The sequence below is a fragment of the Cellulomonas xiejunii genome (genome assembly GCF_024508315.1).
GTDB classification, from domain to species: domain Bacteria; phylum Actinomycetota; class Actinomycetes; order Actinomycetales; family Cellulomonadaceae; genus Cellulomonas; species Cellulomonas xiejunii.
The window spans coordinates 2,154,768-2,177,982 of record NZ_CP101987.1; the positions used below are offsets into that span (position 1 = coordinate 2,154,768).

General features: G+C 71.8%; 18 protein-coding genes. 4 read left to right on the forward strand and 14 right to left on the reverse strand.

Features of this window, described 5'->3' with window-relative positions; translation table 11 throughout:
• Positions 1-28 precede the first annotated feature (28 nt).
• Both rapZ and uvrC read right to left on the reverse strand, forming a co-directional pair.
• On the reverse strand, positions 29-970 hold the full coding sequence (rapZ, locus tag NP048_RS09885) for an RNase adapter RapZ (RefSeq protein WP_256769257.1): 942 nt from the start codon (positions 968-970) through the stop codon (positions 29-31).
• Positions 967-3,003, reverse strand: coding sequence for an excinuclease ABC subunit UvrC (gene uvrC / locus NP048_RS09890; protein WP_227575451.1), 2,037 nt, complete (start codon positions 3,001-3,003; stop codon positions 967-969). The genes rapZ and uvrC overlap by 4 nt, the downstream gene beginning before the upstream one ends.
• 100 nt (positions 3,004-3,103) lie before the next feature.
• Here uvrC and NP048_RS09895 point away from each other — a divergent pair, with 100 nt between their 5' ends.
• Positions 3,104-3,613: an OsmC family protein gene (locus tag NP048_RS09895; RefSeq protein ID WP_227575452.1), complete on the forward strand. Its 510-nt coding sequence runs from the start codon at positions 3,104-3,106 to the stop codon at positions 3,611-3,613.
• A 9-nt stretch (positions 3,614-3,622) separates the two neighbouring features.
• On the opposite strand, the gene uvrA is transcribed toward NP048_RS09895, so the two are convergent.
• A complete protein-coding gene (gene uvrA / locus NP048_RS09900) occupies positions 3,623-6,484 on the reverse strand; it encodes an excinuclease ABC subunit UvrA (protein ID WP_227575982.1) in 2,862 nt (953 codons plus the stop codon).
• 131 nt (positions 6,485-6,615) lie between these two features.
• On the opposite strand from uvrA, the gene NP048_RS09905 reads away from it, so the two are divergent.
• On the forward strand, positions 6,616-8,478 hold the full coding sequence (locus NP048_RS09905; RefSeq protein WP_227575453.1) for a glycoside hydrolase family 15 protein: 1,863 nt from the start codon (positions 6,616-6,618) through the stop codon (positions 8,476-8,478).
• Positions 8,475-9,191: an MBL fold metallo-hydrolase gene (locus NP048_RS09910; protein WP_227575454.1), complete on the forward strand. Its 717-nt coding sequence runs from the start codon at positions 8,475-8,477 to the stop codon at positions 9,189-9,191. The genes NP048_RS09905 and NP048_RS09910 overlap by 4 nt, the downstream gene beginning before the upstream one ends.
• 3 nt (positions 9,192-9,194) lie before the next feature.
• Here NP048_RS09910 and NP048_RS09915 read toward each other — a convergent pair whose 3' ends face one another.
• Positions 9,195-10,361, reverse strand: coding sequence for an acyl-CoA dehydrogenase family protein (locus NP048_RS09915; protein WP_227575455.1), 1,167 nt, complete (start codon positions 10,359-10,361; stop codon positions 9,195-9,197).
• 71 nt (positions 10,362-10,432) lie between these two features.
• Here NP048_RS09915 and NP048_RS09920 point away from each other — a divergent pair, with 71 nt between their 5' ends.
• Positions 10,433-10,726 carry a YciI family protein gene (locus NP048_RS09920; protein WP_227575456.1) on the forward strand — a complete coding sequence of 98 codons (294 nt, stop codon included), beginning with the start codon at positions 10,433-10,435 and terminating at the stop codon, positions 10,724-10,726.
• 46 nt (positions 10,727-10,772) lie between these two features.
• Here the strand turns inward: NP048_RS09920 and NP048_RS09925 are convergent, their stop codons facing one another.
• The 10 genes from NP048_RS09925 to NP048_RS09970 all read right to left on the reverse strand — a co-directional run bounded on the left by NP048_RS09925 (position 10,773) and on the right by NP048_RS09970 (position 23,205).
• Entirely contained in the window at positions 10,773-11,798 is a 1,026-nt protein-coding gene (locus NP048_RS09925) for a TerC family protein (RefSeq protein WP_227575457.1), read from the reverse strand.
• Position 11,799: 1 nt separating this feature from the next.
• Positions 11,800-12,852, reverse strand: a complete 1,053-nt coding sequence (locus tag NP048_RS09930) for a TerC family protein (RefSeq protein ID WP_227575458.1) — start codon at positions 12,850-12,852, stop codon at positions 11,800-11,802.
• A gap of 227 nt (positions 12,853-13,079) precedes the next feature.
• A complete protein-coding gene (uvrB, locus tag NP048_RS09935) occupies positions 13,080-15,182 on the reverse strand; it encodes an excinuclease ABC subunit UvrB (protein ID WP_227575459.1) in 2,103 nt (700 codons plus the stop codon).
• Positions 15,183-15,257: 75 nt separating this feature from the next.
• A complete protein-coding gene (locus NP048_RS09940; protein WP_256769258.1) occupies positions 15,258-15,641 on the reverse strand; it encodes a hypothetical protein in 384 nt (127 codons plus the stop codon).
• A gap of 251 nt (positions 15,642-15,892) precedes the next feature.
• Entirely contained in the window at positions 15,893-16,522 is a 630-nt protein-coding gene (gene coaE / locus NP048_RS09945; protein ID WP_227575461.1) for a dephospho-CoA kinase, read from the reverse strand.
• 115 nt (positions 16,523-16,637) lie between these two features.
• Positions 16,638-18,125 carry a 30S ribosomal protein S1 gene (gene rpsA / locus NP048_RS09950; RefSeq protein WP_227575462.1) on the reverse strand — a complete coding sequence of 496 codons (1,488 nt, stop codon included), beginning with the start codon at positions 18,123-18,125 and terminating at the stop codon, positions 16,638-16,640.
• Positions 18,126-18,314: 189 nt separating this feature from the next.
• Positions 18,315-19,340: a 6-phosphofructokinase gene (locus NP048_RS09955; protein ID WP_227575463.1), complete on the reverse strand. Its 1,026-nt coding sequence runs from the start codon at positions 19,338-19,340 to the stop codon at positions 18,315-18,317.
• Between the two features lie 153 nt (positions 19,341-19,493).
• Positions 19,494-21,266 (reverse strand): dipeptide ABC transporter ATP-binding protein, encoded by a 1,773-nt coding sequence (locus NP048_RS09960; protein WP_227575464.1) that lies wholly within the window; start codon positions 21,264-21,266, stop codon positions 19,494-19,496.
• Positions 21,263-22,204: an ABC transporter permease gene (locus tag NP048_RS09965; RefSeq protein WP_227575465.1), complete on the reverse strand. Its 942-nt coding sequence runs from the start codon at positions 22,202-22,204 to the stop codon at positions 21,263-21,265. The genes NP048_RS09960 and NP048_RS09965 overlap by 4 nt, the downstream gene beginning before the upstream one ends.
• A complete protein-coding gene (locus NP048_RS09970) occupies positions 22,201-23,205 on the reverse strand; it encodes an ABC transporter permease (RefSeq protein ID WP_227575466.1) in 1,005 nt (334 codons plus the stop codon). Before NP048_RS09970 ends, NP048_RS09965 begins: the two co-directional genes overlap by 4 nt.
• Positions 23,206-23,215 lie beyond the last annotated feature (10 nt).

Sequence of the window (23,215 nt, forward strand, 5' to 3'; positions counted from 1 at the left end):
TCCCCGAACCGGGCCTGCGACGGCTCGCTCACTCCTTGCCCAGGTCCCGCGCCGTCACCTGCACCCGGTGGCCGCGGTCGCGCAGTCGCGCCCCGATCGCCTCGCTGATCGCGACGGACCGGTGCTTGCCGCCCGTGCAGCCCACCGCGATCGTCGCGTAACGCTTCTCCTCGTGCAGGTAGCCGGCGAGCACGGGTTCGAGCGCGTCGACGTAGCGGTCGACGAAGGTGGTGGCGCCCGGCAGGCCGAGCACGTAGTCGCGCACGGGCGCGTCCCTGCCGGACAGGTGACGCAGCTCGGTGATCCAGTACGGGTTCGACAGGAACCGGACGTCCACGACGTGGTCGGCGTCCAGGGGGATCCCGTACTTGAAGCCGAACGACAGCACCGACAGGAGCAGCACGTCGTCCGCGGGGCCCGCGACGCCGGCGCGCACGACGCGAGCCAGGTCGTGGACGTTGAGGTCGGAGGTGTCGATCACCGTGTCCGCGCGCTCGCGCAGGTCCGAGAGCAGGGCCCGCTCCTGCGCGATGCCGTCGAGGATCCGCCCCTCGTCCTGCAGCGGGTGCGGACGGCGCACCTGCTCGTACCGGCGGACCAGGACCTCGTCCGACGCGTCGAGGAACAGCAGGCGCAGCTCGACTCCGCTGCCCTGGAGGTGGTCCAGGACACCGGTCAGCGCAGCGAAGTACTCCCGGCCGCGCACGTCGATGACCGCGGCGAGCCGGCGCGCACCGGTACCGACCGGTCCGCTCGTCAGCATGCCGACGAGGTGGGTGAGCATCTGCGCCGGAAGGTTGTCGACGACGTACCAGCCGAGGTCCTCCAGCACGGCGTCCGCGCGCGTGCGACCCGCGCCGGACATGCCGGTGATGACCAGCACCTGGGGCTGTTCCAGGACGGGGGCCTCCGCAGCCGCTTCGAGGGCGGGGATGCCCTGCGGCACCGTGATCGGCGAGGGCTCGCTCATGCCCCCAGGATGCCAGGCTCGCCGTCCCCCGGCTCCGTGGACCCGCCGGGCAGCGCGGCGGAGACGTCCGTCCCCGGGTCCGCCGGCGTCGCGAGCGCCGCCACGACCGCCTGCGCCGTGCGCTCCCCCATGCCGGGCACCGTCGCGATCTCCTCGGCGCTGGCCGCGCGCAGCCGCTTCACCGAGCCGAAGTGCCGCAGCAGCGCGGCCTTGCGTGCCGGTCCCAGGCCAGGGACGTCGTCGAGGACGGACACGGTCATGCCCTTGCTGCGCCGCTTGCGGTGCGCGGTGATCGCGAACCGGTGGGCCTCGTCGCGCACCCGCTGCAGCAGGTAGAGCCCTTCCGACGCGCGGCGCAGGATCACGGGGTACTCCTCCCCCGGCAGCCAGACCTCCTCGAGCCGCTTGGCCAGGCCGCACAGCGCGACGTCGTCGATGCCGAGCTCGGCGAGCGCCGCCGCGGCGGCGGCCACCTGCGGCGGTCCACCGTCGACGACCACGAGGTTCGGCGGGTACGCGAACCTCGTCGGTCGGCCGGTCCGCTCGTCGACGGGCCCCGTGCGTGGCACGTCGTCCTCGGCGTCGTCGCCCAGCTCCGGGTCGTGGGAGTCCGCGCGCTCCGCGAGGTACCGCCGGAAGCGTCGCGTGATGACCTCGTGCATGGCGGCGGTGTCATCGCGCGCCCCCTGCCCCTGCGGGCCGCGGACCGTGAACAGCCGGTACTCGTTCTTGCGCGCGAGGCCGTCCTCGAACACGACCATGGACGCCGACTGGTACGTCCCCTGGTTGTGGGACACGTCGTAGCACTCGATGCGCAAGGGAGCGCTCGGCAGGTCGAGCGCCTCCTGGATCTCCCGCAGGGCCATGCTGCGGCTCGTGAGGTCACCGGCTCGCCGCGTGCGGTGCAGCGCGAGCGCGTGCTCCGCGTTGCGCAGCACCGTCGCGGCCAGCTCGCGCTTGTCCCCGCGCTGCGGCACCCGCACCTGCACCCTGCTGCCCCGCAGGCCCGTGAGCCACGCCTGGACCTGCTCGACGTCCGTCGGCAGCACCGGCACGAGCACCTCGCGCGGCACGGACGCCGTCGCGGCCTCCGGGTCCTCGCTCCCGTACACCTGCTGCAGCAGGTGCTCGACGAGGGCGGCGTCGTCGATGTCCTCGACCTTCTCCACGACCCACCCTCGCTGCCCGCGGATGCGGCCGTCGCGGACGTGGAACACCTGGACGGCGGCCTCCAGCTCGTCGCCCGCCAGGGCGAAGACGTCCGCGTCGGTGCCGTCCGAGAGCACCACCGCGTTGCGCTCGGTGGCCTTCTCGAGGGTCTTGATGTCGTCCCGCAGGCGCGCGGCACGTTCGTAGTCGAGCTCGGCGGCGGCTTCCTTCATGGCCCGGGTGAGGCGTCGCGTGAACCGCGCGGTGTCACCGGCCATGAAGTCGCAGAAGTCCTGGGCGAGCTGGTGGTGCTCGTCGACCCCGATCCTGCCCACGCACGGGGCCGAGCACTTGTCGATGTACCCGAGCAGGCACGGCCGGCCCTGCTGGCGGGCTCGCTTGAAGACCCCGGCCGAGCACGTCCGCACGGGGAACACGCGCAGCAGCAGGTCGACCGTCTCGCGGATCGCCCAGGCGTGCGCGTAGGGCCCGAAGTAGCGCGTGCCGCGTCGCTTCGCGCCCCGCATCACCTGCACGCGCGGCACCTCGTCCGCCATGGTGACGGCGAGGTACGGGTAGGACTTGTCGTCGCGGTACTTCACGTTGAACCGCGGGTCGTACTCCTTGATCCACGTGTACTCGAGCGCCAGGGCCTCGACCTCGGTGCCGACGACGGTCCACTGGACGGCGGCGGCGGTCGTCACCATCTGCCGCGTGCGCGGGTGCAGCCCGGCGATGTCCTGGAAGTAGCTGTTCAGCCGGTTGCGCAGGCTCTTGGCCTTGCCCACGTACACGACACGGCCGTGCTCGTCCCGGAACCGGTAGACGCCCGGTGCGTCAGGGATCTCGCCCGGCGCCGGTCGGTAGGTCGCGGGATCGGCCATGCGTCCGAGCCTAAGTCCCGGCGCCGACAGCGCGAGCCTGCGCAGGCGCCGCGGGCGCGTACGCACCCGCGGGTGTGACCGGCGCCACTAGGGTCGGGGCATGGCACAGCTCCTGCACCAGTTCTCGGTGGACCTGACGTGGACCGGCGCCGGCGACGAGGGCACGGCGACGTACACCTCCTACGGGCGCGACCACCTGCTGACGTCGGGTGGGCGGCCGCCGCTGCCCGGCACGTCGGACCCCGGCTTCCGGGGCGACCCGGACCGCTGGTCGCCCGAGGACCTGCTGGTCGGTGCGCTGTCGCAGTGCCACATGCTGTGGTTCCTGCACCTCGCCGCCAGCGCCGGTGTCGTCGTGGTCGGCTACACCGACGCGGCGTCGGGGACGATGCGGATCGAGGCGGCGGGCCACGGTCGGTTCACCGAGGTCGTGCTCCGTCCCCGCGTCACCGTCCGCAACCCGACGCTCGCGGACGGCACGGCCGTCGACGGCGCCCTGCTCGCAGGGATCCACCACCGGGCGCAGGAGCACTGCTTCATCGCCCGGTCCGTCAACTTCCCCGTGCGCCACGAGGCCGCTCCGCTCACGTACGAGCAGCGCCCCGCCTGACCGCGTCGGTCAGACGGCCACCTCGACCCGCGCGGGCTCCAGAGCCTCGGCGAGGAACCGGCCGGTGTGGCTCTCGGGCACGTTCGCGATGTGCTCGGGGGTGCCCTGCGCGACGACCGTCCCGCCACCGGAGCCACCCTCCGGCCCCATGTCGACCACCCAGTCGGCGTTCTTGATGACGTCGAGGTTGTGCTCGATCACCAGGACGGTGTTGCCCTTGTCCACCAGCGACTGCAGGACTCCCAGGAGCTTGCGGATGTCCTCGAAGTGCAGGCCGGTCGTCGGCTCGTCCAGGACGTAGATCGTGCGCCCCGTGGACCGGCGCTGCAGCTCGGCAGCCAGCTTGACGCGCTGCGCCTCGCCGCCCGACAGGGTCGGCGCCGGCTGCCCGAGCCGGACGTAGCCCAGCCCGACGTCGACGAGGGTCCGCAGGTGCCGGGAGATCGCCGGGACGGCCGCGAAGAACTCGGCCGCCTCCTCGATCGGCATCGCCAGGACGTCGGCGACGGTCTTGCCCTTGAAGTGCACCTCGAGCGTCTCGCGGTTGTACCGGGCCCCGTGGCACACCTCGCACGGCACGTAGACGTCCGGCAGGAAGTTCATCTCGATCTTCAGGGTGCCGTCCCCCGAGCACGCCTCGCAGCGGCCACCCTTGACGTTGAACGAGAAGCGCCCGGGCGTGTAGCCGCGCACCTTCGCCTCGGTGGTCTCCGCGAACAGCTTGCGGACGTGGTCCCAGACCCCCGTGTACGTCGCGGGGTTGGACCGCGGCGTGCGACCGATCGGGCCCTGGTCGACGTGCACGACCTTGTCCAGCTGGTCCAGACCGGTGACGCGCCTGTGCCGGCCGGCGACCTGGCGCGCGCCGTTGAGCTCGTTCGCCATGACGGTGTAGAGGATCCCGTTGACCAGGGTGGACTTGCCTGAACCGGAGACCCCGGTGACGGCGGTCAGCACACCGAGGGGGAACGACACGTCGATCCCGCGGAGGTTGTTCTCCCGCGCCCCGACGACCGTCACCTGACGGGACGGGTCCACGGGCCGACGCACGGCCGGCATCGGGATCGAACGCCGGCCGGACAGGTACGCACCCGTGACCGACTCCTGCGACGCCAGGAGTCCCTCCAGGTCGCCGGAGTGCACGACCCGACCGCCGTGCTCACCCGCGCCCGGCCCGATGTCCACGATCCAGTCGGCCGTGCGGATGGTGTCCTCGTCGTGCTCGACGACGATGAGGGTGTTCCCCAGGTCGCGCAGCCGCGTCAAGGTGTCGATCAGCCGCCGGTTGTCGCGCTGGTGCAGGCCGATCGACGGCTCGTCCAGCACGTAGAGGACCCCGACGAGCCCCGAGCCGATCTGGGTGGCGAGCCGGATGCGCTGCGCCTCCCCGCCGGAGAGCGTCGCCGCGGGACGCATGAGCGACAGGTAGTCCAGCCCGACGTCGAGCAGGAACCCCAACCGCGCCTGGATCTCCTTGACCACCTGCGCCGCGATCGCCCGCTCGCGCTCCCCGAGCTGGAGATCTGCGATGAAGTCCCGCGCCTCGTCGATCGGCAGCGCGCACACGTCCGCGATCGAGCGACCGTCGATCTTCACCGCGAGGACCTCGGGCTTCAGGCGCGTCCCGTCGCACGTGGGACAGGGCACCTCCCGCATGAACGCCTCGTACTTCTCCTTGCTCCACTCCGAGTCGGTCTCGGCGTGGCGCCTCTGGAGGAAGGTGATGACCCCCTCGAAGCCGGTCGAGTACTGCCGCTCGCGGCCCCACCGGTTGCGGTACTTGACGTGGACCTCGTGGTTCTGGCCGTGCAGCACCGCGTCACGTGCCCGCTGCGGCAGCGCCCGCCAGGGGGTGTCCATCGAGAAGCCCAGGTCCGACGCGAGCGCGGACAGGACGCGCTGGAAGTACTCGGACGACATCTGCGCCCAGGGCGCGACCGCACCCTGCGCGAGCGACAGGTCGTCGTCGGGGATCACCAGGTCGGGGTCCACCTCGAGGCGTGACCCCAGCCCTGTGCACTCGGGGCAGGCGCCGTAGGGCGCGTTGAAGGAGAACGTCCGCGGCTCCACCTCCTCGAGCGTCAGCACGTGGTCGTTCGGGCACGCGCGCTTCTCGGAGAAGCGCCGCTCGCGCTGCGGGTCGTCCGCGTCGGCGTCGACGAGCTCCACGACGAGCAGGCCGCCCGCGAGGCCGAGCGCCGTCTCGACCGAGTCCGTCAGGCGCCGCTGCACGCCCTCCCGGGAGACCAGGCGGTCGACGACCACGTCGATGTCGTGCTTGAGCTTCTTCTCCAGCGTCGGCGGGGACGCGAGCTGGACCACCTCGCCGTCGACCCGCGCGCGCGAGAAGCCCTTGCCCTGCAGCTCGCGGAAAAGGTCCGCGTACTCGCCCTTGCGCCCGCGGACCACGGGTGCGAGCACCTGGTACCGCGTGCCGTCGGGGAGCTCGAGCAGCCGGTCGACGATCTGCTGCGGGGTCTGCGCGGTGACGCGCTCGCCGCACACCGGGCAGTGCTGCGTCCCGGCGCGCGCGAAGAGCAGCCGGAGGTAGTCGTAGACCTCGGTGATCGTGCCGACGGTCGAGCGGGGGTTGCGGTTCGTCGACTTCTGGTCGATCGACACGGCCGGCGACAGGCCCTCGATGAAGTCGACGTCCGGCTTGTCCATCTGCCCCAGGAACTGGCGGGCGTACGCCGAGAGCGACTCGACGTAGCGGCGCTGCCCCTCGGCGAAGATCGTGTCGAACGCGAGGGACGACTTGCCGGAGCCGGACAGGCCGGTGAAGGCGATGAGCGCATCGCGCGGCAGGTCCAGGTCGACGTTGCGGAGGTTGTGCTCCCTGGCGCCACGGACCACGAGACGGTCGGACAGAGGATGGGTCACAGCCGACGAGTCTACGTGCGAGCACCGACGATCGCACACGTGTTCGACGTGTGACGTCGCCCGCCCGGGGTGGTGAGCACGACGAGCGGAGGATGCCGGGGCGGGCCATGCTGGGGCCGATGAGCGCACTACCGACCCCCCAGCCTGTCGGCTCGGACCTCCCCGGCGCGCAGGTGCCGATCGAGGACTACGCCGTCCTCGGTGACGGCCACACCGCCGCGCTCGTCTCACGGCGCGGCTCGGTGGACTGGCTGTGTCTACCGAGGTTCGACTCCGACGCCTGCTTCGCCGCCCTGCTCGGGACCCCCGACCACGGCCGGTGGCTGCTGACGGTGCCCGACGCGACCGAGGTGACGCGCCGGTACCGCGGCGACTCGTTCGTCCTCGAGACCACCTACCGGGCGCCACGTGGTACGGCGGTCGTGACCGAGGCCATGCCGCTGGGCGACGGGCGGGCCGACGTCGTGCGACGCCTCGAGTGCACGCACGGTGAGGTGGAGGTCGAGCACGAGTGGGTGGTGCGGTTCGGGTACGGGCGCGTCCAGCCGTGGGTCCGGCGGGAGACCGACGAGGAGGGGTGCGAGACGATCCGCGCCGTCGCCGGACCGGACTCGCTCGTCCTGCGCGGGGACCGGCTCCCCCGCCCCGACGCGCACCGTCACCGGGACCGCTTCACGCTGCGGGCGGGCGAGAGCGTCGAGCTGTCCCTCACGTGGGTCCACTCGTGGGAACCGGTCCCACCGCGGCTGACCGTGCCGGACCGCGTCGACGCCACCGCGGTCGCCTGGGGCCTGTGGGCCCGGGACTGCACCTACGACGGACCGTACCGCGAGGCAGTGGTCCGCTCGCTGCTCGTCCTGCGACTGCTGTCCGACACCACCACGGGCGGCATCGTGGCCGCGTCGACGACGTCGCTGCCGGAGACCTTCGGCGGTGAGCGCAACTGGGACTACCGCTACTGCTGGCTGCGCGATGCGGCCCTGACGTTGGAGGCCCTGCTCGAGCAGGGCTTCCGGCAGGAGGCGACGCAGTGGCGGGACTGGCTCGTGCGTGCCGTCGCGGGCGACCCGAAGGACGTGCAGATCATGTACCGCGTCGACGGTGGGCGCCGCCTGCCGGAGATGGAGCTGGCGCACCTGCCGGGCTACGCCGGGTCCCGTCCCGTGCGCCTGGGCAACGCCGCCGTGGGCCAGGTGCAGCACGACGTGCTGGGCGGGGTCATGTCCGCGCTCGCGATGGCGCGCGAGGCAGGGCTCTCCGAGACGGCCGACACCTGGGCGCTGCAGCGGCTGCTCGTCGACGACCTGGCGAGCACCTGGCGCGAGCCGGACCGCGGCATCTGGGAGGTGCGGGGCGCCCCCCGGCACTTCACCCACTCGAAGGTCATGGCGTGGGCGGCGCTGGACCGCGCGGTCCACGCGGTCGAGACGCACGGCCTGCCCGGGCCGGTGGCGCGGTGGCGCCGGGTGCGCGAGGAGATCCGGGCCGACGTCCTCGAGCACGGGTGGTCACCCGAGCGCGGCACCTTCGTGCAGCACTACGGTGCGCGGCACACGGACGCCTCGCTGCTCCAGGTCCTGCAGGTGGGGTTCGTCCCCGCCGACGGCCCGCACGCGCGCGGCACCATCGCCGCGGTGCGTGAGGAGCTCGAGGTCGCGCCCGGCCTGCTGCTGCGGTACCGCACGGAGCGCACCGATGACGGTCTGCAGGGGGCGGAGGCCCCCTTCCTCGCCTGCTCGTTCTGGCTCGCCGACGCACTGGCGCGCGCCGACGACGTCGCGGGCGCGACCGCGGTGCTCGACGTGCTCGTCCCGCTGGCGAACGACGTGGGCATGCTCGCCGAGCAGTACGACCCGGTGGCGCGTCGCATGGTGGGCAACGTGCCGCAGGCGCTGTCCCACCTCGCCCTCGTCCGGGCGGCGCACCGGCACGACCTGGCGGCACGGCGGGCCGCGGTGGCGGCGTCGGCGGTGGCGCCGTGAGCGGGCTCGGCTGGACGGGCCGGGTCGAACCCGGTGGACCCAGCGCCGTGCGGGTGCTCGACGAGGCCGAGATCCGCAAGGCGTCGGTCGGCCCGATGGACAACGACGCGTACCTGGTCACGTGCCGCCGCACGGGCGCCCAGCTCCTCGTGGACGCGCCGACCGACCCGGACCGTCTGCTGTCCCTGGTGCGCGAGGGGTCCGCGTCGGCCCGGCTGGACGTGGTGGTCGTCACCCACCAGCACCGCGACCACCTCGGCGCCGTCGCCTCCGTCCTTGCCGTCACGGGAGCACGGCTCGCCGCGGGGGCGCCTGACGCGGAGGCGGTCGAGAAGGCCACGGGTCACGCCGTGGACACCCGGCTGCTGCACCGCGACCGCCTCGCGGTCGGCCGGCTCGTGCTCGACGTCGTCGCCCTGCGCGGCCACACCCCCGGCTCGGTCGCGCTGGCACTCACCGAGCCCGACGACGTGTCGGTGCCCGGTGCGGCGCCGGGCCGCGTGCACCTCTTCACCGGAGACTCGCTGTTCCCCGGCGGGGTGGGCAGCACCCAGGGTGACCCGCACCGGTTCACGCAGCTGCTCGACGACGTGACGACCCGCGTCTTCGACCGGTACCGCGACGACACGTGGGTCTACCCGGGGCACGGCGACGACACCACCCTCGGCGAGCAGCGTCCACACCTCGCGGAGTGGGCCGCGCGCGGTTGGTGAGGCTCAGCCCTCCTCGGGTGCGCCCAGCACGGAGGTCGCGAGCGTCGCGTGCGCGGACTCGTCGTCGGACGGGTGGTAGATGCCGGCCAGCACGTCGCGGTACAGCCGCGCGAGCTCGCTGCCGGTGAAGTACGCCCCTCCCCCGGAGACCCGCAGCGCGAGGTCGACGACGACCCGCGCGGTCTCCGTCGCGCGGACCTTGAGCCCGACGAGCTGGGCGAACCACCGCGAACCGTGGTCGACCTGCTCGTCGACGTCTCGCGCGAGCGCGAACACCTGCAGCTCGGCGCCGTCCTGCGCCAGCGCCGCATCCGCGATGCGCCAACGGATGTCGGGGTCCTGCGCGTACGAGCGACCGCCGTGCTTGAACGAGGTGCGGCGCCGGGCGTGCCCGATGCCCAGCTCGAGCGCCCGGCGCCCGATGCCGGTGTACACGGCGGCCAGGAGCGTCTCGAAGACGGCGAAGAGCGCGAACACGAACGAGTCGGCCGACGGCCCGACGGGCAGACGCCGGCAGACGCGGTCGGCCGGTGCGTACGCCCCGTCGAGCACGGTCGTCGCCGACTGCGACGCGCGCATGCCGAGCGCGTCCCAGTCGTCACGAGCCTCGACGCCGCCGCCGTCGCGGGCGACGACCGCGTGGACGAGCCGGGGGTCGTCGGGGTCGGAGTCGTCCAGGCCGAAGGTCGCCAGGCGCGTCCAGACCGGCGACAGGGAGGTGAAGATCTTCGTGCCGTGGTACCGGTAGCCGCCGTCGGCCTGCGGGACGGCCCGCGTCCGTGACCCGAACATGACGAGGTCGTTGCCCGCCTCGGAGTTGCCGAACGCGAAGACCTCACCCGCGGCAGCGTCGCGCAGGACGAACTCCACGGACGTGTCGCCCCGCGCGACGAGCAGCGCGGCGAGCCCCGTGACCACCAGGTGCATGTTGACCGCGAGGGCCGTGGCGGGGGCGGCCCCCGCGAGGCGGACCTGCTCGCGGGCGACCTCCTCGAGCGACAGACCGGACCCGCCGAGATGCTCGGGCACGAACGCCCGCAGGTAGCCCGCCGCCACGAGGTCGGCCAGGTCGTCGTGCGGGAACGTGTTGTCCCGGTCGTGCGCGTCGGCACGGGCGTGGATCCCCGCGAGGAGGTCGTCGGTCAGCAGCGTGCGCAGCGAGCGAGCCATGCGGCCACTCTGCCATCGCGCGCCGTGGTCGGTCGCGACCAGCGTGCGGCACGCTCGGGCAGGATGGCGTCATGAGCACCTACGCCGTCCGCTACACCTACGACGAGCGGGCCGAGGTCCGCGACGCGGTCCGTCCCGAGCACCGCGCCTGGCTCGCCGGGCTCGCCACCGCGGGGGTCCTGCTGGGCTCCGGACCCTTCACCGACGGGGAGCCCGGCGCGCTGCTCGTCCTGCAGGCTCCCGACGAGAGCGCGCTGCGCGCCGTGCTCGCGCAGGACCCGTTCGCGCGCGAGGGCCTCGTCGCCGCGACCGAGGTGCGCGGCTGGAGCCTCGTCCTCGGCCCCTGGGCGACGTCCGCCTCCTGAGGCGTCGGCCGGCCCCCGCCTCCTGAGGCGTGGGCCGGCCCGTGCGTCACGGCGCTGCCGGGGCGTGCGGGGTCGACGCGCGCGGCGGGGACGCGGCGCCTCGGCGCGAACGGAGCAGGCTGGCGACCGTGGCGACCCCGAGCGCGCCGGCGATGACCACGAGCGACAGCCACGTCGGCACCACGGGCGCCCATGCCACAGGTGCGCCCCCGTTGAGGAACGGCAGCGAGTTGGTCGCGAGCGCCTCGAGCACGAGCTTGACCCCGATGAACGCCAGGATCGCGGCCAGCCCGTAGGGCAGGTAGACGAGCCTGTCGAGGAGTCCTCCCAGCAGGAAGTACAGCTGCCGCAGCCCCATGAGCGCGAACACGTTCGCGGTGAACACGATGAACGGGTCGTGCGTGAGGCCGAAGACCGCGGGGATCGAGTCGAACGCGAACAGCAGGTCGGTCGTGCCGATGGCCACGAAGACCACCACGATCGGCGTGAAGACGCGCCGGCCCTCGTGCACGGTGCGGACGTTGCCGCCGTCGTAGGTCGGGGACATCGGCAGGATGCGGCGCACCGCGCGCACGAGCCGGCTCTCCTCGTACGTCTCGTCGCCACCCCCGACGCCCTCGCGGACCAGCTTGACCGCCGTCCACACCAGGAACGCCCCGAACACGTAGAACACCCACGTGTACCGCTCGATGATCGCGGCACCGGCGACGATGAACACGGCGCGCAGGACCAGCGCGACGATGATGCCCACCATCAGCACCCGCTGCTGCTGGTCCCGGGGCACGGCGAAGCTCGACATGATGAGCAGGAACACGAAGAGGTTGTCGACCGACAGGCTGTACTCGGTCAGCCAGCCGGCCAGGAACTCGCCGCTGGGCACGGGTCCACCGACGAGCGCCAGCACGCCGGCGAACACCAGCGCGAGCGCCACGTACAGGACGACCCAGACGACGCTCTCGCGGATCCCCGGCACATGGGGACGACGGCGGACGACGGCCAGGTCCAGCAGGAGGATCGCCACGACCGCGACGAGCGTCGCGACCTCGAAGGCGACCGGCAGCTCCCGCGTCACGTCACGCCCGGCCCTCGGGGCGTTCGTCGGCGTCGGACGCCAGACCGTGGGTCTGCGCGCGGGAGGCCGCACGCGCGGCGGCCGCCTCGTCGAGACGCGTGCGACGCAGCGACAGCACCGTCGTCACCGTGAGGGTGCCGACGATGACGCCGAGCGAGACCCACGTCCCGATCTCCGGGACGGCCGTGACGTGCTCGCCGCCGTTGATGAAGGGCAGCTCGTTGGTGTGCAGCGCGTGGATGAGGAGCTTGATCCCGATGAACCCGAGAATGGCACCCAGGCCGTACGACAGGTACACCAGCTTGTCGAGCAGCCCGTCGATGAGGAAGAACAGCTGGCGCAGACCGAGGAGAGAGAACGCGTTGGCCGCGAAGACGAGGTAGGTCTCCTGGGTGAGGCCGAAGATCGCGGGGATCGAGTCGACCGCGAAGATGATGTCCGCGGTGCCGATGGCGATCATCACGATGAGCATCGGGGTCATGAAGCGCGTGCCGTCGCGGCGCACGAACATCTTGTCGCCCACGTAGTCGTCGGTGGTCGGGAACACCCGGCGCGTCCAGCGCAGCACGCTGTTCTCGTGGTACTCGTCGTCATCCTCGCGGCCGGCCTTGATCTGGGTCCAGGCGGTGTAGAGCAGGAACGCACCGAAGATGTAGAAGATCCATGACAGGTTCTCGATCATCGCCGCGCCGACGAAGATGAACACCGTCCGCAGCACGAGCGCGATGGTGATGCCGATGAGCAGCACCTTCTGCTGGTACAGCCGCGGCACCCGGAAGCTGGCCATGATGAGGACGAAGACGAACAGGTTGTCGACCGACAGGCTCTTCTCGGTCACGTAGCCGGCGAAGTACTCCGCCCCGTACGTCGAGCCCCAGACGCCCCACACCAGCACCCCGAAGAGGAGCGCGACGCCCACGTACCCGGCCGACCACCAGGCCGACTCGCGCAGGGTGGGCTCGTGCGGCGAGCGCACGTGGCCGACGTAGTCGACGGCGAGCATGAGCAGGATGACGCCGACGGTGACGGCCCACGCCCACAGGGGAACATCCACGAACAGACCTCCGGATCGGTACGACAAGGGACCGGAGGTCTCTTCCGCCCAGCGCCGACCGCATCAGGTGCGAGATCGTGCGCGCGGCCGACGCCACCGGGCCGGCAACGCTGGCGACCGTGATGACGATGACGTCGTGGGGAGTACTCCCCTCCGCCGAGAACTATAGGTGACGGAGCGTGCCGCGCCATCCGGCGGCGACGGCACGCGGCGGCACGCCTGGCGCGTCAGGCGGTCGCGGACTGCATCTGCCGGAGCTCCTTCTTCAGCCCCGAGATCTCGTCGCGGAGGCGTGCCGCGAGCTCGAACTGGAGCTCCCCGGCGGCGGCGTGCATCTGGTCCGTGAGCTGCTGGATCAGATCGGCGAGGTCGTGCGCGGCCGCTCCCACCAGGCGCGTGCGGTCGTCGCCCGTGCCGCGCGATCCCAGGCCCGGCACGGGCGCCTTGCCGCGACTCGACTGCCGCGCCGCGCCGCCCAGCAGCTCGGCCGTGTCGGCGTCCTCACGCGCCAGCATGTCCGTGATGTCACCGATGCGCTTGCGCAGCGGCTGCGGGTCGATGCCGTGCTCGAGGTTGTACGCGATCTGCCTGTCACGACGACGCTCGGTCTCGTCGAGCGCCTGCCGCATCGCCGGCGTCACCGTGTCCGCGTACATGTGGACCTCGCCGGAGACGTTGCGCGCTGCGCGGCCGATGGTCTGGATCAGCGACTTGCCGGACCGCAGGAACCCCTGCTTGTCGGCGTCGAGGATCGCGACCAGCGACACCTCCGGCAGGTCGAGCCCTTCGCGCAGCAGGTTGATCCCGACGAGCACGTCGTACTCGCCGAGCCGCAGCTCACGCAGCAGCTCGACGCGACGCAGCGTGTCGACCTCCGAGTGGAGGTAGCGCACGCGAACCCCCTTCTCGAGGAGGTAGTCGGTCAGGTCCTCGGACATCTTCTTGGTCAGGGTCGTCACCAGGACGCGCTCGTCGCGCTCGACCCGCTCATGGATCTCGCCCAGGAGGTCGTCGATCTGCCCCTTGGTGGGCTTGACGAGGACCTGCGGGTCGACCAGCCCGGTCGGTCGGATGATCTGCTCGACGACGCCGTCGGACATCGACAGCTCGTAGTCGCCCGGCGTCGCGGACAGGTAGATCGTCTGGCCGATCCGCTCGACGAACTCCTCCCAGCGCAACGGCCGGTTGTCGATCGCGCTGGGCAGCCGGAAACCGTGGTCGACCAGGGCCCGCTTGCGCGACATGTCCCCCTCGAACATCGCGCCGATCTGCGGGACGGTCACGTGCGACTCGTCGATCACGAGGAGGAAGTCCTCGGGGAAGTAGTCGATCAGGGTGTTCGGGGCGGACCCCGGTGCACGCCCGTCGATGTGACGCGAGTAGTTCTCGATGCCCGAGCAGGAGCCGATCTGGCGCATCATCTCGATGTCGTAGGTCGTGCGCATCTGCAGCCGCTGCGCCTCGAGGAGCTTGTTCTGCTGCTCGAGCTCGGCGAGCCGCTGCTCGAGCTCCAGCTCGATGCCCGCGATGGCGCGCTCCATGCGCTCGGGGCCGGCCACGTAGTGCGTGGCAGGGAACACGTGCATCTGCTGCTCGGAGCGCACCACGTCACCCGTCAGCGGGTGCAGCGTCGCGATCGCCTCGATCTCGTCCCCGAAGAACTCGATGCGGATCGCGAGCTCCTCGTAGACGGGGATGATCTCGACCGTGTCACCGCGGACCCGGAACGTGCCGCGCGTGAACGCCATGTCGTTGCGCGTGTACTGCATCGTCACGAACTTCCGCAGCAGCTGGTCGCGGTCGACCTGGTCCCCCACGGCCAGCGTCACCATCCGGTCGACGTACTCCTGGGGCGTCCCCAGGCCGTAGATGCAGGAGACCGTGGAGACGACGATGACGTCGCGCCGGGTCAGCAGCGAGCTGGTCGCGGAGTGGCGCAGCCGCTCGACCTCCTCGTTGATCGAGGAGTCCTTCTCGATGTAGGTGTCCGACTGCGCGATGTACGCCTCGGGCTGGTAGTAGTCGTAGTACGACACGAAGTACTCGACCGCGTTGTTCGGCATGAGCTCACGGAACTCGGTGGCGAGCTGCGCCGCGAGCGTCTTGTTGGGCGCCATGACCAGCGTCGGCCTCTGCAGCTGCTCGATGAGCCATGCCGTCGTGGCCGACTTCCCGGTCCCGGTCGCGCCCAGCAGGACGACGTCCTTCTCGCCTGCGCGCACCCGGGCGGCGAGCTCCGCGATCGCCGCCGGCTGGTCACCGCTCGGGGTGTACTCGGAGACCACCTCGAACGGCGCGACGGTCCGCTGCAGGTCGGTGACGGGACGCATGTGCCCACGTTACGTCGACCCACCGACATCGACGCGGCGTCCTGGCGGCCCCCGGGGGGACGCGCGGCAGAAGCCCTACCACTCCCCGCTGAACGACACGTTCGCGGACGGGTCCGCCTTGCCGAGCATCTTGGCGTACCGGTCCATGAACGCGCGGTACGCGCTGAACCCGCCGATCTTGCGCCTCGTCATCGGCACCAGGGCGCTCATCCCGCCCGACTTCACGACGTAGCTGGTGATGACGGTGCGCACGGTCACGCGTCCGACGGCGCGGTCCACCTCGACGTCGAAGAAGAGCACCGGATCGGTGCTCTCCCGGGTCATGTCACGGACCGACACGGAGACCTTGTTCGCGCTGCGTTCCCCGACCCGCAGCCAGCCGCTCTCGTCCTCGACCTGCGACGCCGCTGCCGTCACCAGATCGAGCACCTGGGTCGCCGACAGGGCCCCTGTGGCCACCGACATCGACGCCTTGGACTGCAGTGGGCGCGCCTCCCACCCACTACCGACCGACTGGACCGCCATCGTTCCTCCGGCTCCGTTGCCGCAGACCGCCCGACGCGGCCCACAGGACGCGCGTGCCGCGCGTCCTTCCGAGTGATCGGCTCGTTCACGTTACTCCTCGCATGGACACGCGTTCAATTCACCCGAACGGGTGCTGCTACCCACCGGTACGGAGGACCTAGGTCCTGCAGCGCACACCGCAGGGCTCAGTGCTGGTCCGCGGCGCGCTCGTCGTCCCGCTCGACGGCCAACCGGGCCCACAGCTCGTCGACCTGGGCGCGCAGGTCGACCTCGCTGCCCGAGCCGTCGAGGACCACGTCCGCGACCGCGAGCCGGTCCTCGTCACGAGCCTGCGCGGCGACGCGTGCCTCCGCGTCAGCGCGCGGCATGCCGCGCAGGCGCACCAGCCGCTCGACCCGCAGCACCGCGGGGGCGTGCACGACCACGACGACGTGGAAGTCGTCCGCCTGGCCGGTCTCCACCAGCAGCGGGATGTCCTGGACGACCACGGCCCCCGCGTCGAGCGCAGCTGCGGCGGCTTCGCGCTCGGCCGCCAGGCGCCGCACGACCGGATGCACGATCGCGTCGAGCCGGGCGCGCGCCTCCGGGTCGGAGAACACGATCCGGGCGAGCGCGGCCCGGTCCAGCGCGCCGGCGTCGTCGACGACGCCGGTGCCGAACGCCGCCACGACCTCGTCGAGGCCCACCGTGCCGGGCGCCACCGCCTCACGGGCCAGCACGTCGGCGTCGACGACCACGGCGCCCAGCTCGTGGAACCTGCGGGCGGCGACCGACTTGCCTGCCGCGATGCCTCCGGTCAGCCCGATCCTCTGCATCGCCCCATCGTGGCGTCCTGCGCGGCCGCGCGCGACCCCCTGGCGCGACGACGGCCGGTCACCCGAAGGTGACCGGCCGTCGTCGTGCTACCGGTGCGGGCAGGCCCGCGCGGCGTCAGTTGCCGGTGAGCTTCTCACGCAGCGCGGCGAGCGCCTCGTCCGACGCGAGCGTCCCGGTGACCTCCTCGGTCGCCGACGAGTACGTCGACGGCGCCGGGCTGCTGCTGGAGCTGCTGCTGGCCGGGGTCTCCGAGGTGGACGCGTCGAGGTCCGCCTGGGCGGCAGCGGCGACCTGCTTGCGGTGCGCCTCCCAGCGCTCGTGCGCGGCCGCGTACTGGGCCTCCCACGTCTCGCGCTGCGCCTCGAAGCCCTCGAGCCACTCGTTGGTGGTCGAGTCGAAGCCCTCGGGGTACTTGTAGTTCCCCTGCTCGTCGTACTCGGCCGCCATGCCGTACAGCGCGGGGTCGAAGTCGTCCGACTCGGGGTCGAAGCCCTCGTTCGCCTGCTTCAGCGACAGCGAGATGCGGCGACGCTCGAGGTCGATGTCGATGACCTTGACGAAGACGTCGTCGCCGACCTGGACGACCTGCTCCGGGATCTCGACGTGGCGCACGGCCAGCTCCGAGATGTGGACCAGGCCCTCGATGCCGTCCTCGACGCGCACGAACGCGCCGAAGGGGACCAGCTTGGTGACCTTGCCGGGCACGACCTGGCCGATGGCGTGCGTCCGGGCGAACGCCTGCCACGGGTCCTCCTGCGTCGCCTTGAGCGACAGGGAGACGCGCTCGCGGTCGAAGTCGACCTCGAGCACCTCGACCGTGACCTCCTGGCCGACCTCGACGACCTCGGAGGGGTGGTCGATGTGCTTCCAGGAGAGCTCGGAGACGTGCACGAGCCCGTCCACGCCACCCAGGTCGACGAACGCACCGAAGTTGACGATCGAGGACACGACACCGGGGCGGACCTGGCCCTTCTGCAGCGTCTGCAGGAAGGTCGAGCGCACCTCGGACTGGGTCTGCTCGAGCCAGGCACGGCGCGACAGGACCACGTTGTTGCGGTTCTTGTCGAGCTCGATGATCTTGGCCTCGATCTCCTTGCCGACGTACGGCTGGAGGTCGCGCACACGACGCATCTCGACGAGGGAGGCGGGCAGGAAGCCGCGCAGGCCGATGTCGAGGATGAGGCCACCCTTGACGACCTCGATGACGGTGCCGGTGACGACGCCGTCCTCTTCCTTGATCTTCTCGATCGTGCCCCACGCGCGCTCGTACTGCGCACGCTTCTTGGACAGGATCAGACGACCTTCCTTGTCCTCCTTCTGGAGGACCAGGGCCTCGACCTCGTCGCCGACCTTCACGACCTCGCCGGGGTCCACGTCGTGCTTGATGGACAGCTCACGGGAGGGGATGACGCCCTCGGTCTTGTAACCGATGTCGAGCAGGACCTCGTCACGGTCGACCTTGACGATGGTGCCCTCGACGATGTCGCCATCGTTGAAGTACTTGATGGTGGCGTCGATCGCGGCGAGGAAGTCCTCAGCCGTACCGATGTCGTTCACCGCGACCTGCGGGCTGGCGGGCTTCGCGGGGGTGGAGATGCTCATGTAGTGGTGGACTCCGATGCGGACAGGAAGTAGGACGGACAGGGATGGTGCGTGACAGGGCGCCACGGCTCGAGCTGCCCCGCAGCCGCGCACGTCAGGAACGGCGGATGTCGAGGACCGGTACGCACGAGGACGCGCGGGACCGCCGTCCACCCTATCGGGTGGACGGCCGGGCAGGCAAAGGGAACGTCACGCGAGAGCGCGCGCGACGGTCAGCAGGTTCTGGGGGACGAACTTGACCTTGCCCGCGACCTCGGACAGGGGCACCAGCACGACCTCCTCGCCGCGGATCGCGGTCATCACGTTCGTCGTCCCCTCGGTCACCGCGTCGATCGCGGCGACGCCGAACCGGGACGCGAGGATGCGGTCCGCCGCCGTGGGGATGCCGCCGCGCTGCGTGTGCCCGAGCACGGTGACACGGGTGTCGAACCCGGTGCGCTGCTCGATCTCGACCTTGAGCCGTTCGCCGATGGCGCCGGCGACGATCTCGCCGAACTTCCCGACCTGCGTCTCGTAGTGCATCGTCGTGCCCTCGGCCGGCACGGCGCCCTCGGCGACGACGACGATCGAGAAGCTCGCGTGGGCGCGGTGACGGTGCTTGAGGAACTTCTCGATCCGGTTGATGTCGAACGGCTCCTCGGGCGCGAGCACCAGCTCGGCGCCACCCGCGATGCCCGACGTGACCGCGATCCAGCCCGCGTGCCGCCCCATCACCTCGACGATCATCACGCGGTTGTGGGACTCCGCCGTCGTGTGGATCCGGTCGATCGCCTCGGTGGCGATGCTGACGGCCGTGTCGAACCCGATCGACGCGTCCGTCGCCCAGACGTCGTTGTCGATCGTCTTGGGGATGCCCACGACCTTCACGCCCGCTTCGGCGACCTTGCTGGCCGCGTTGAGCGTGCCGTCACCACCGATGCAGATCAGCGCCTCGATGCGCTCCGCCTCGAGGGTGGCGAGCGCGGCGTCCAGACCGCCGTCCGAGGCGTGGGGGTGGTAGCGCGCCGTGCCCAGCAACGTGCCACCGGTCGGCAGGACGTTGCGGATGTCCCGGCGGGTCAGCGGCTGGACGTCGCCGTCGACGACGCCCTTCCAGCCGTTGCGGAAGCCGATGATCGAGTGGCCGTGCTCCCCCTCCCCCCGCTTGACGACCGCACGGATCGCGGCGTTCAGACCCGGGACGTCGCCGCCTCCGGTGAGCAGACCGACTCGCACGCTGGAAGCTCCTCGTTCGCAGGGGTCACCCCCGTCAAAGTTTCGGGGGCTGGCGCGCGTCGACGCGCACCGTTCACCACACTATCCACCCCCGCGGCGCCACCGGCACGCCTTCGGTCCCGAGACCCCCTGGTGCGCCCGTGCCGTGGCGGCTCAGGCCGGCCGCCCCAGGTCCAGGTCACGCCCGGGGATCGCGTCGAGGAGTGTGCGCGTGTACGTCGTCCGAGGTGCGTCGAACACGTCGTCGACGGTGCCGCGCTCCACGACGCGCCCCTCCTGCATCACGCACACCTCGTCGGCGACCTGACGCACGACCGCGAGGTCATGGCTGATGAACAGGTACGTCAGGCCGAGTCGTTCCTGCAGCTCGGCGAGCAGGCGCAGGATCTGGGACTGGACGATGACGTCGAGCGCCGAGACCGCCTCGTCGCACACGACCAGCTCGGGCTCCAGCGCCAGGGCCCGCGCGATCGCGACGCGCTGCCGCTGGCCCCCCGACAGCTCCGCCGGGTACCGGCGCAGCAGCCCCGCAGGCAGTGCGACCTGCTCCATGAGCTCGCGGACGCGCGCGTGGCGCGACGCGCGGTCGCCGATGCGGTGGGCGCGCAAGGGCTCCTCGACCGTGCGGTACACCGTGAAGAGCGGGTCGAGCGACGCGTACGGGTCCTGGAAGATCGGCTGCACGCGCCTGCGGAACGCCACCTCCCCGGAACGGTCGCGCTGCACGACGTCGGCGCCGTCGAACCGGATCGATCCCGATGTCGGCTCGAGGAGACCGAGCATCATGCGCGCGACCGTCGACTTGCCCGAGCCGGACTCCCCCACGACCGCGAGGGTGCGTCCCCGCGGCACCGCGAGACTGACCTCGTCCACCGCGGTGAAGTCGGCGGAGCGCCCCAGCAGCCCGCGCCCCCGGATCGTGAAGACCTTCGTGACGTGGTCGACCTCGACCAGCGGCCGGACCGCGTCCTGCGGCTCCGCAGGGCGCCGTGGGGCGGTCGCGGTCGCCGGGGTGGAGCCGGTCGCCGGCGCGGGTGCGACCAGCAGGTCCTGCTCGGGCGTCCCCCCGACCTCGACACCGTGGCGTGCGAGCTCGATGCGGCGCGATGCCAACGAGGGCGCGGCCGCGAGCAGCCGCCGCGTGTACTCGTGCCGGGGCTCGGTGAGGATCGAGCGCGCGTCACCCTCCTCGACCACCTCGCCGCGGTACATCACGACCACCCGGTCCGCGCGCTCCGCCGCGAGCCCCAGGTCGTGGGTGATGAGCAGCACCGCCACCCCCAGCCGATCCGTGAGGTCGGTCAGCCCGTCGAGGATCGTGCGCTGGACGGTCACGTCGAGGGCCGACGTCGGCTCGTCGGCGATGAGGAGGTGCGGACGTGCCGCCAGGCCCATCGCGATGAGCGCCCGCTGCCGCATGCCGCCCGAGAACTCGTGCGGGTACTGCTGCGCGCGTCGCTCGGCGTCCGGCAGTCCCGCCTCGGCGAGGAGCTCGATGGTCCGCGCCCGCGCCCGACGTCCGCGGACGACGCCGGTGTCCTGCAGCGTCTCGTCGACCTGGGCCCCCACGCGGCGCACCGGGTTGAGATTCGACATCGGGTCCTGCGGCACCATGCCGATGCGCGAGCCGCGCAGGCGGCGCATCGCGTCCGGGCCGAGGGCGGCGAGGTCCTCGCCCTCGAACAGGATCTGCCCGGCGGTCACCGAGCCGTTGGCCGCGAGCAGCCCGATGACGGCCGCAGCGGTGGTCGACTTGCCGGAGCCGGACTCCCCCACGACGGCCACCGTCTGCCCCGCGTGCACGTCGAACGAGACCCCGCGCACCGCGGTCGCGCTGCCGGACTCCGTCCGGAAGGTGACCTCGAGGTCCCGGATGCTCAGCAGCGGGGTGCCGGCCGATCCCTGCGGTGCGTCGGTCACGCTCATCGCCTCCTCGATCGCGGGTCGAGCGCCTCGCGCAGCGCCTCGCCGAACAGGGTGAAGCCCAGTGCCGTCACGGAGATGCAGATGCCGGGCCACAGCGCGAGGCGCGGCGCGATCTCCAGCTCGTTCTGCGCCGCGACGAGCATGCGTCCCCACTCCGCGGTGGTCGGCGACCCGCCACCGAGCCCGAGGAAGGACAGCGCGGCGGCCTCGATGACGGCCGTCGCGAGCAGGAGGGTCGCCTGCACGATGACCGGGGAGACGCTGTTGGGCAGGACGTGGCTCATCGTGACGGTGCGTCGCGACAGCCCGAGCGAGCGGGCCGCGAGGACGTAGTCCTGCCCCTTCTGCGCGAGCATCGACCCGCGCAGCAGGCGGGCGAAGACGGGCACCTGCACCACGCCGATCGCGACGATCACCGCGGACGGCGTCTGGCCCGCGACGGCCGCGACGGACACCGCCAGCAGCAGGCTCGGCACGGCGAGCATGAGGTCGACCAGACGCATCGCGGCGGAGTCGACCCAACCGCCGAACGCACCCGCGAGCAGGCCGACGAGCAGGCCGCCCGCCAGGCCCAGCAGCGTGGACAGCACACCGATGCGCAGCGACGCGCGCGCCCCCCAGACGAGCTGGGACAGCACGTCGGCCCCGTAGCGGTCGAGCCCCAGGGGGTGCTCGGGAGACGGACCGGGGATGAACGTCGGCCGGATCTGGGCGCGGCCGGGGAGCGCGCCCGGACCGTACGACGCGATCACCGGGGCGAGCAGTGCGACGGCCACGAAGGCGAGGACGATGACGACCCCCAGGATCGCTGCGGGGTTGCGCAGCAACCGCCGCCCAGCGACGCGCCAGAGCGCCTCCCCCGCCCGGCGGTCCTCCGCCAGGGCCAGACCTGCGTCGACCGGTCCCTGCGGGACCTCGTACACCTCGGGCGCGCTCATCGCGTCCTCGTCCTCGGGTCGATCAGTCCGTACGACACGTCCACCGCCAGGTTCACCAGGGCGTAGACCACGGCGATGAGCAGGATGAACCCCTGCAGGACCGCGTAGTCGAGGTTGAAGACGGCGTCGGCGAGGAACTTGCCGATGCCGGGGAAGGCGAAGACGGTCTCGGTGAGCACGGCACCGGACAGCAGCAGCCCCACCTGCAGGCCGATCGTCGTGGACACCGGGAGCATCGCGTTGTGCAGGATGACGCGGCTGCGCACGTGCGCCGGGGACAGGCCCTTGGCGCGGGCGGTCCGGACGTAGTCGGCGTGCTGCACGTCGATGACCGACGCCCGAGTGATGCGCGCGATGATCGCCAGGGGGATCGTGCCGAGGGCGAGCGCGGGGAGCACCAGGTGCACGAGGGCGTCCCAGCTCGCGTCCCACTCGCGGGTCAGCAGACCGTCGAGCACGTAGAAGCGGGTGGGGTGCGTCGCGATCATCGCCGCGTCCTGACGCCCGGTGGACGGGAACCAGCCGAGCTGCACCGCGAACAGCCACTTGAGCAGGAACGCGAGGAAGAACACGGGAATCGTGACGCCGAGCAGCGACGTGAAGACCGCCGCGTGGTCGACGAGGCGCCCCTGGTGGCGCGCGGCGAGGTACCCCAGCGGGATGCCGATGCCGACGGCGACGACCAGGGCGACGAGCGAGAGCTCGACGGTGGCCGGGAAGCGCGCCCAGAACTCGTCGAGGACGGGACGGCCCGTGCGGGTCGACACGCCGAAGTTGCCCTGCAGGAGCTGGCCGAGCCACGTGACGTACTGCTGCGGCAGCGGCCGGTCGAACCCGTAGAGCTGGTTGATGCGCTCCACGGCCTCGGGGGTGGCGCGCTCCCCCAGGAGGGCCGTCGCCGGCCCTCCCGGGAGAGCGCGCACCCACAGGAACAGCAGGACCGACAACCCGAGCAGGGTGGGGATGAGCAGCGCCAGGCGCCGCAGGATCAGTCGGGTCATCTGGTCCGGC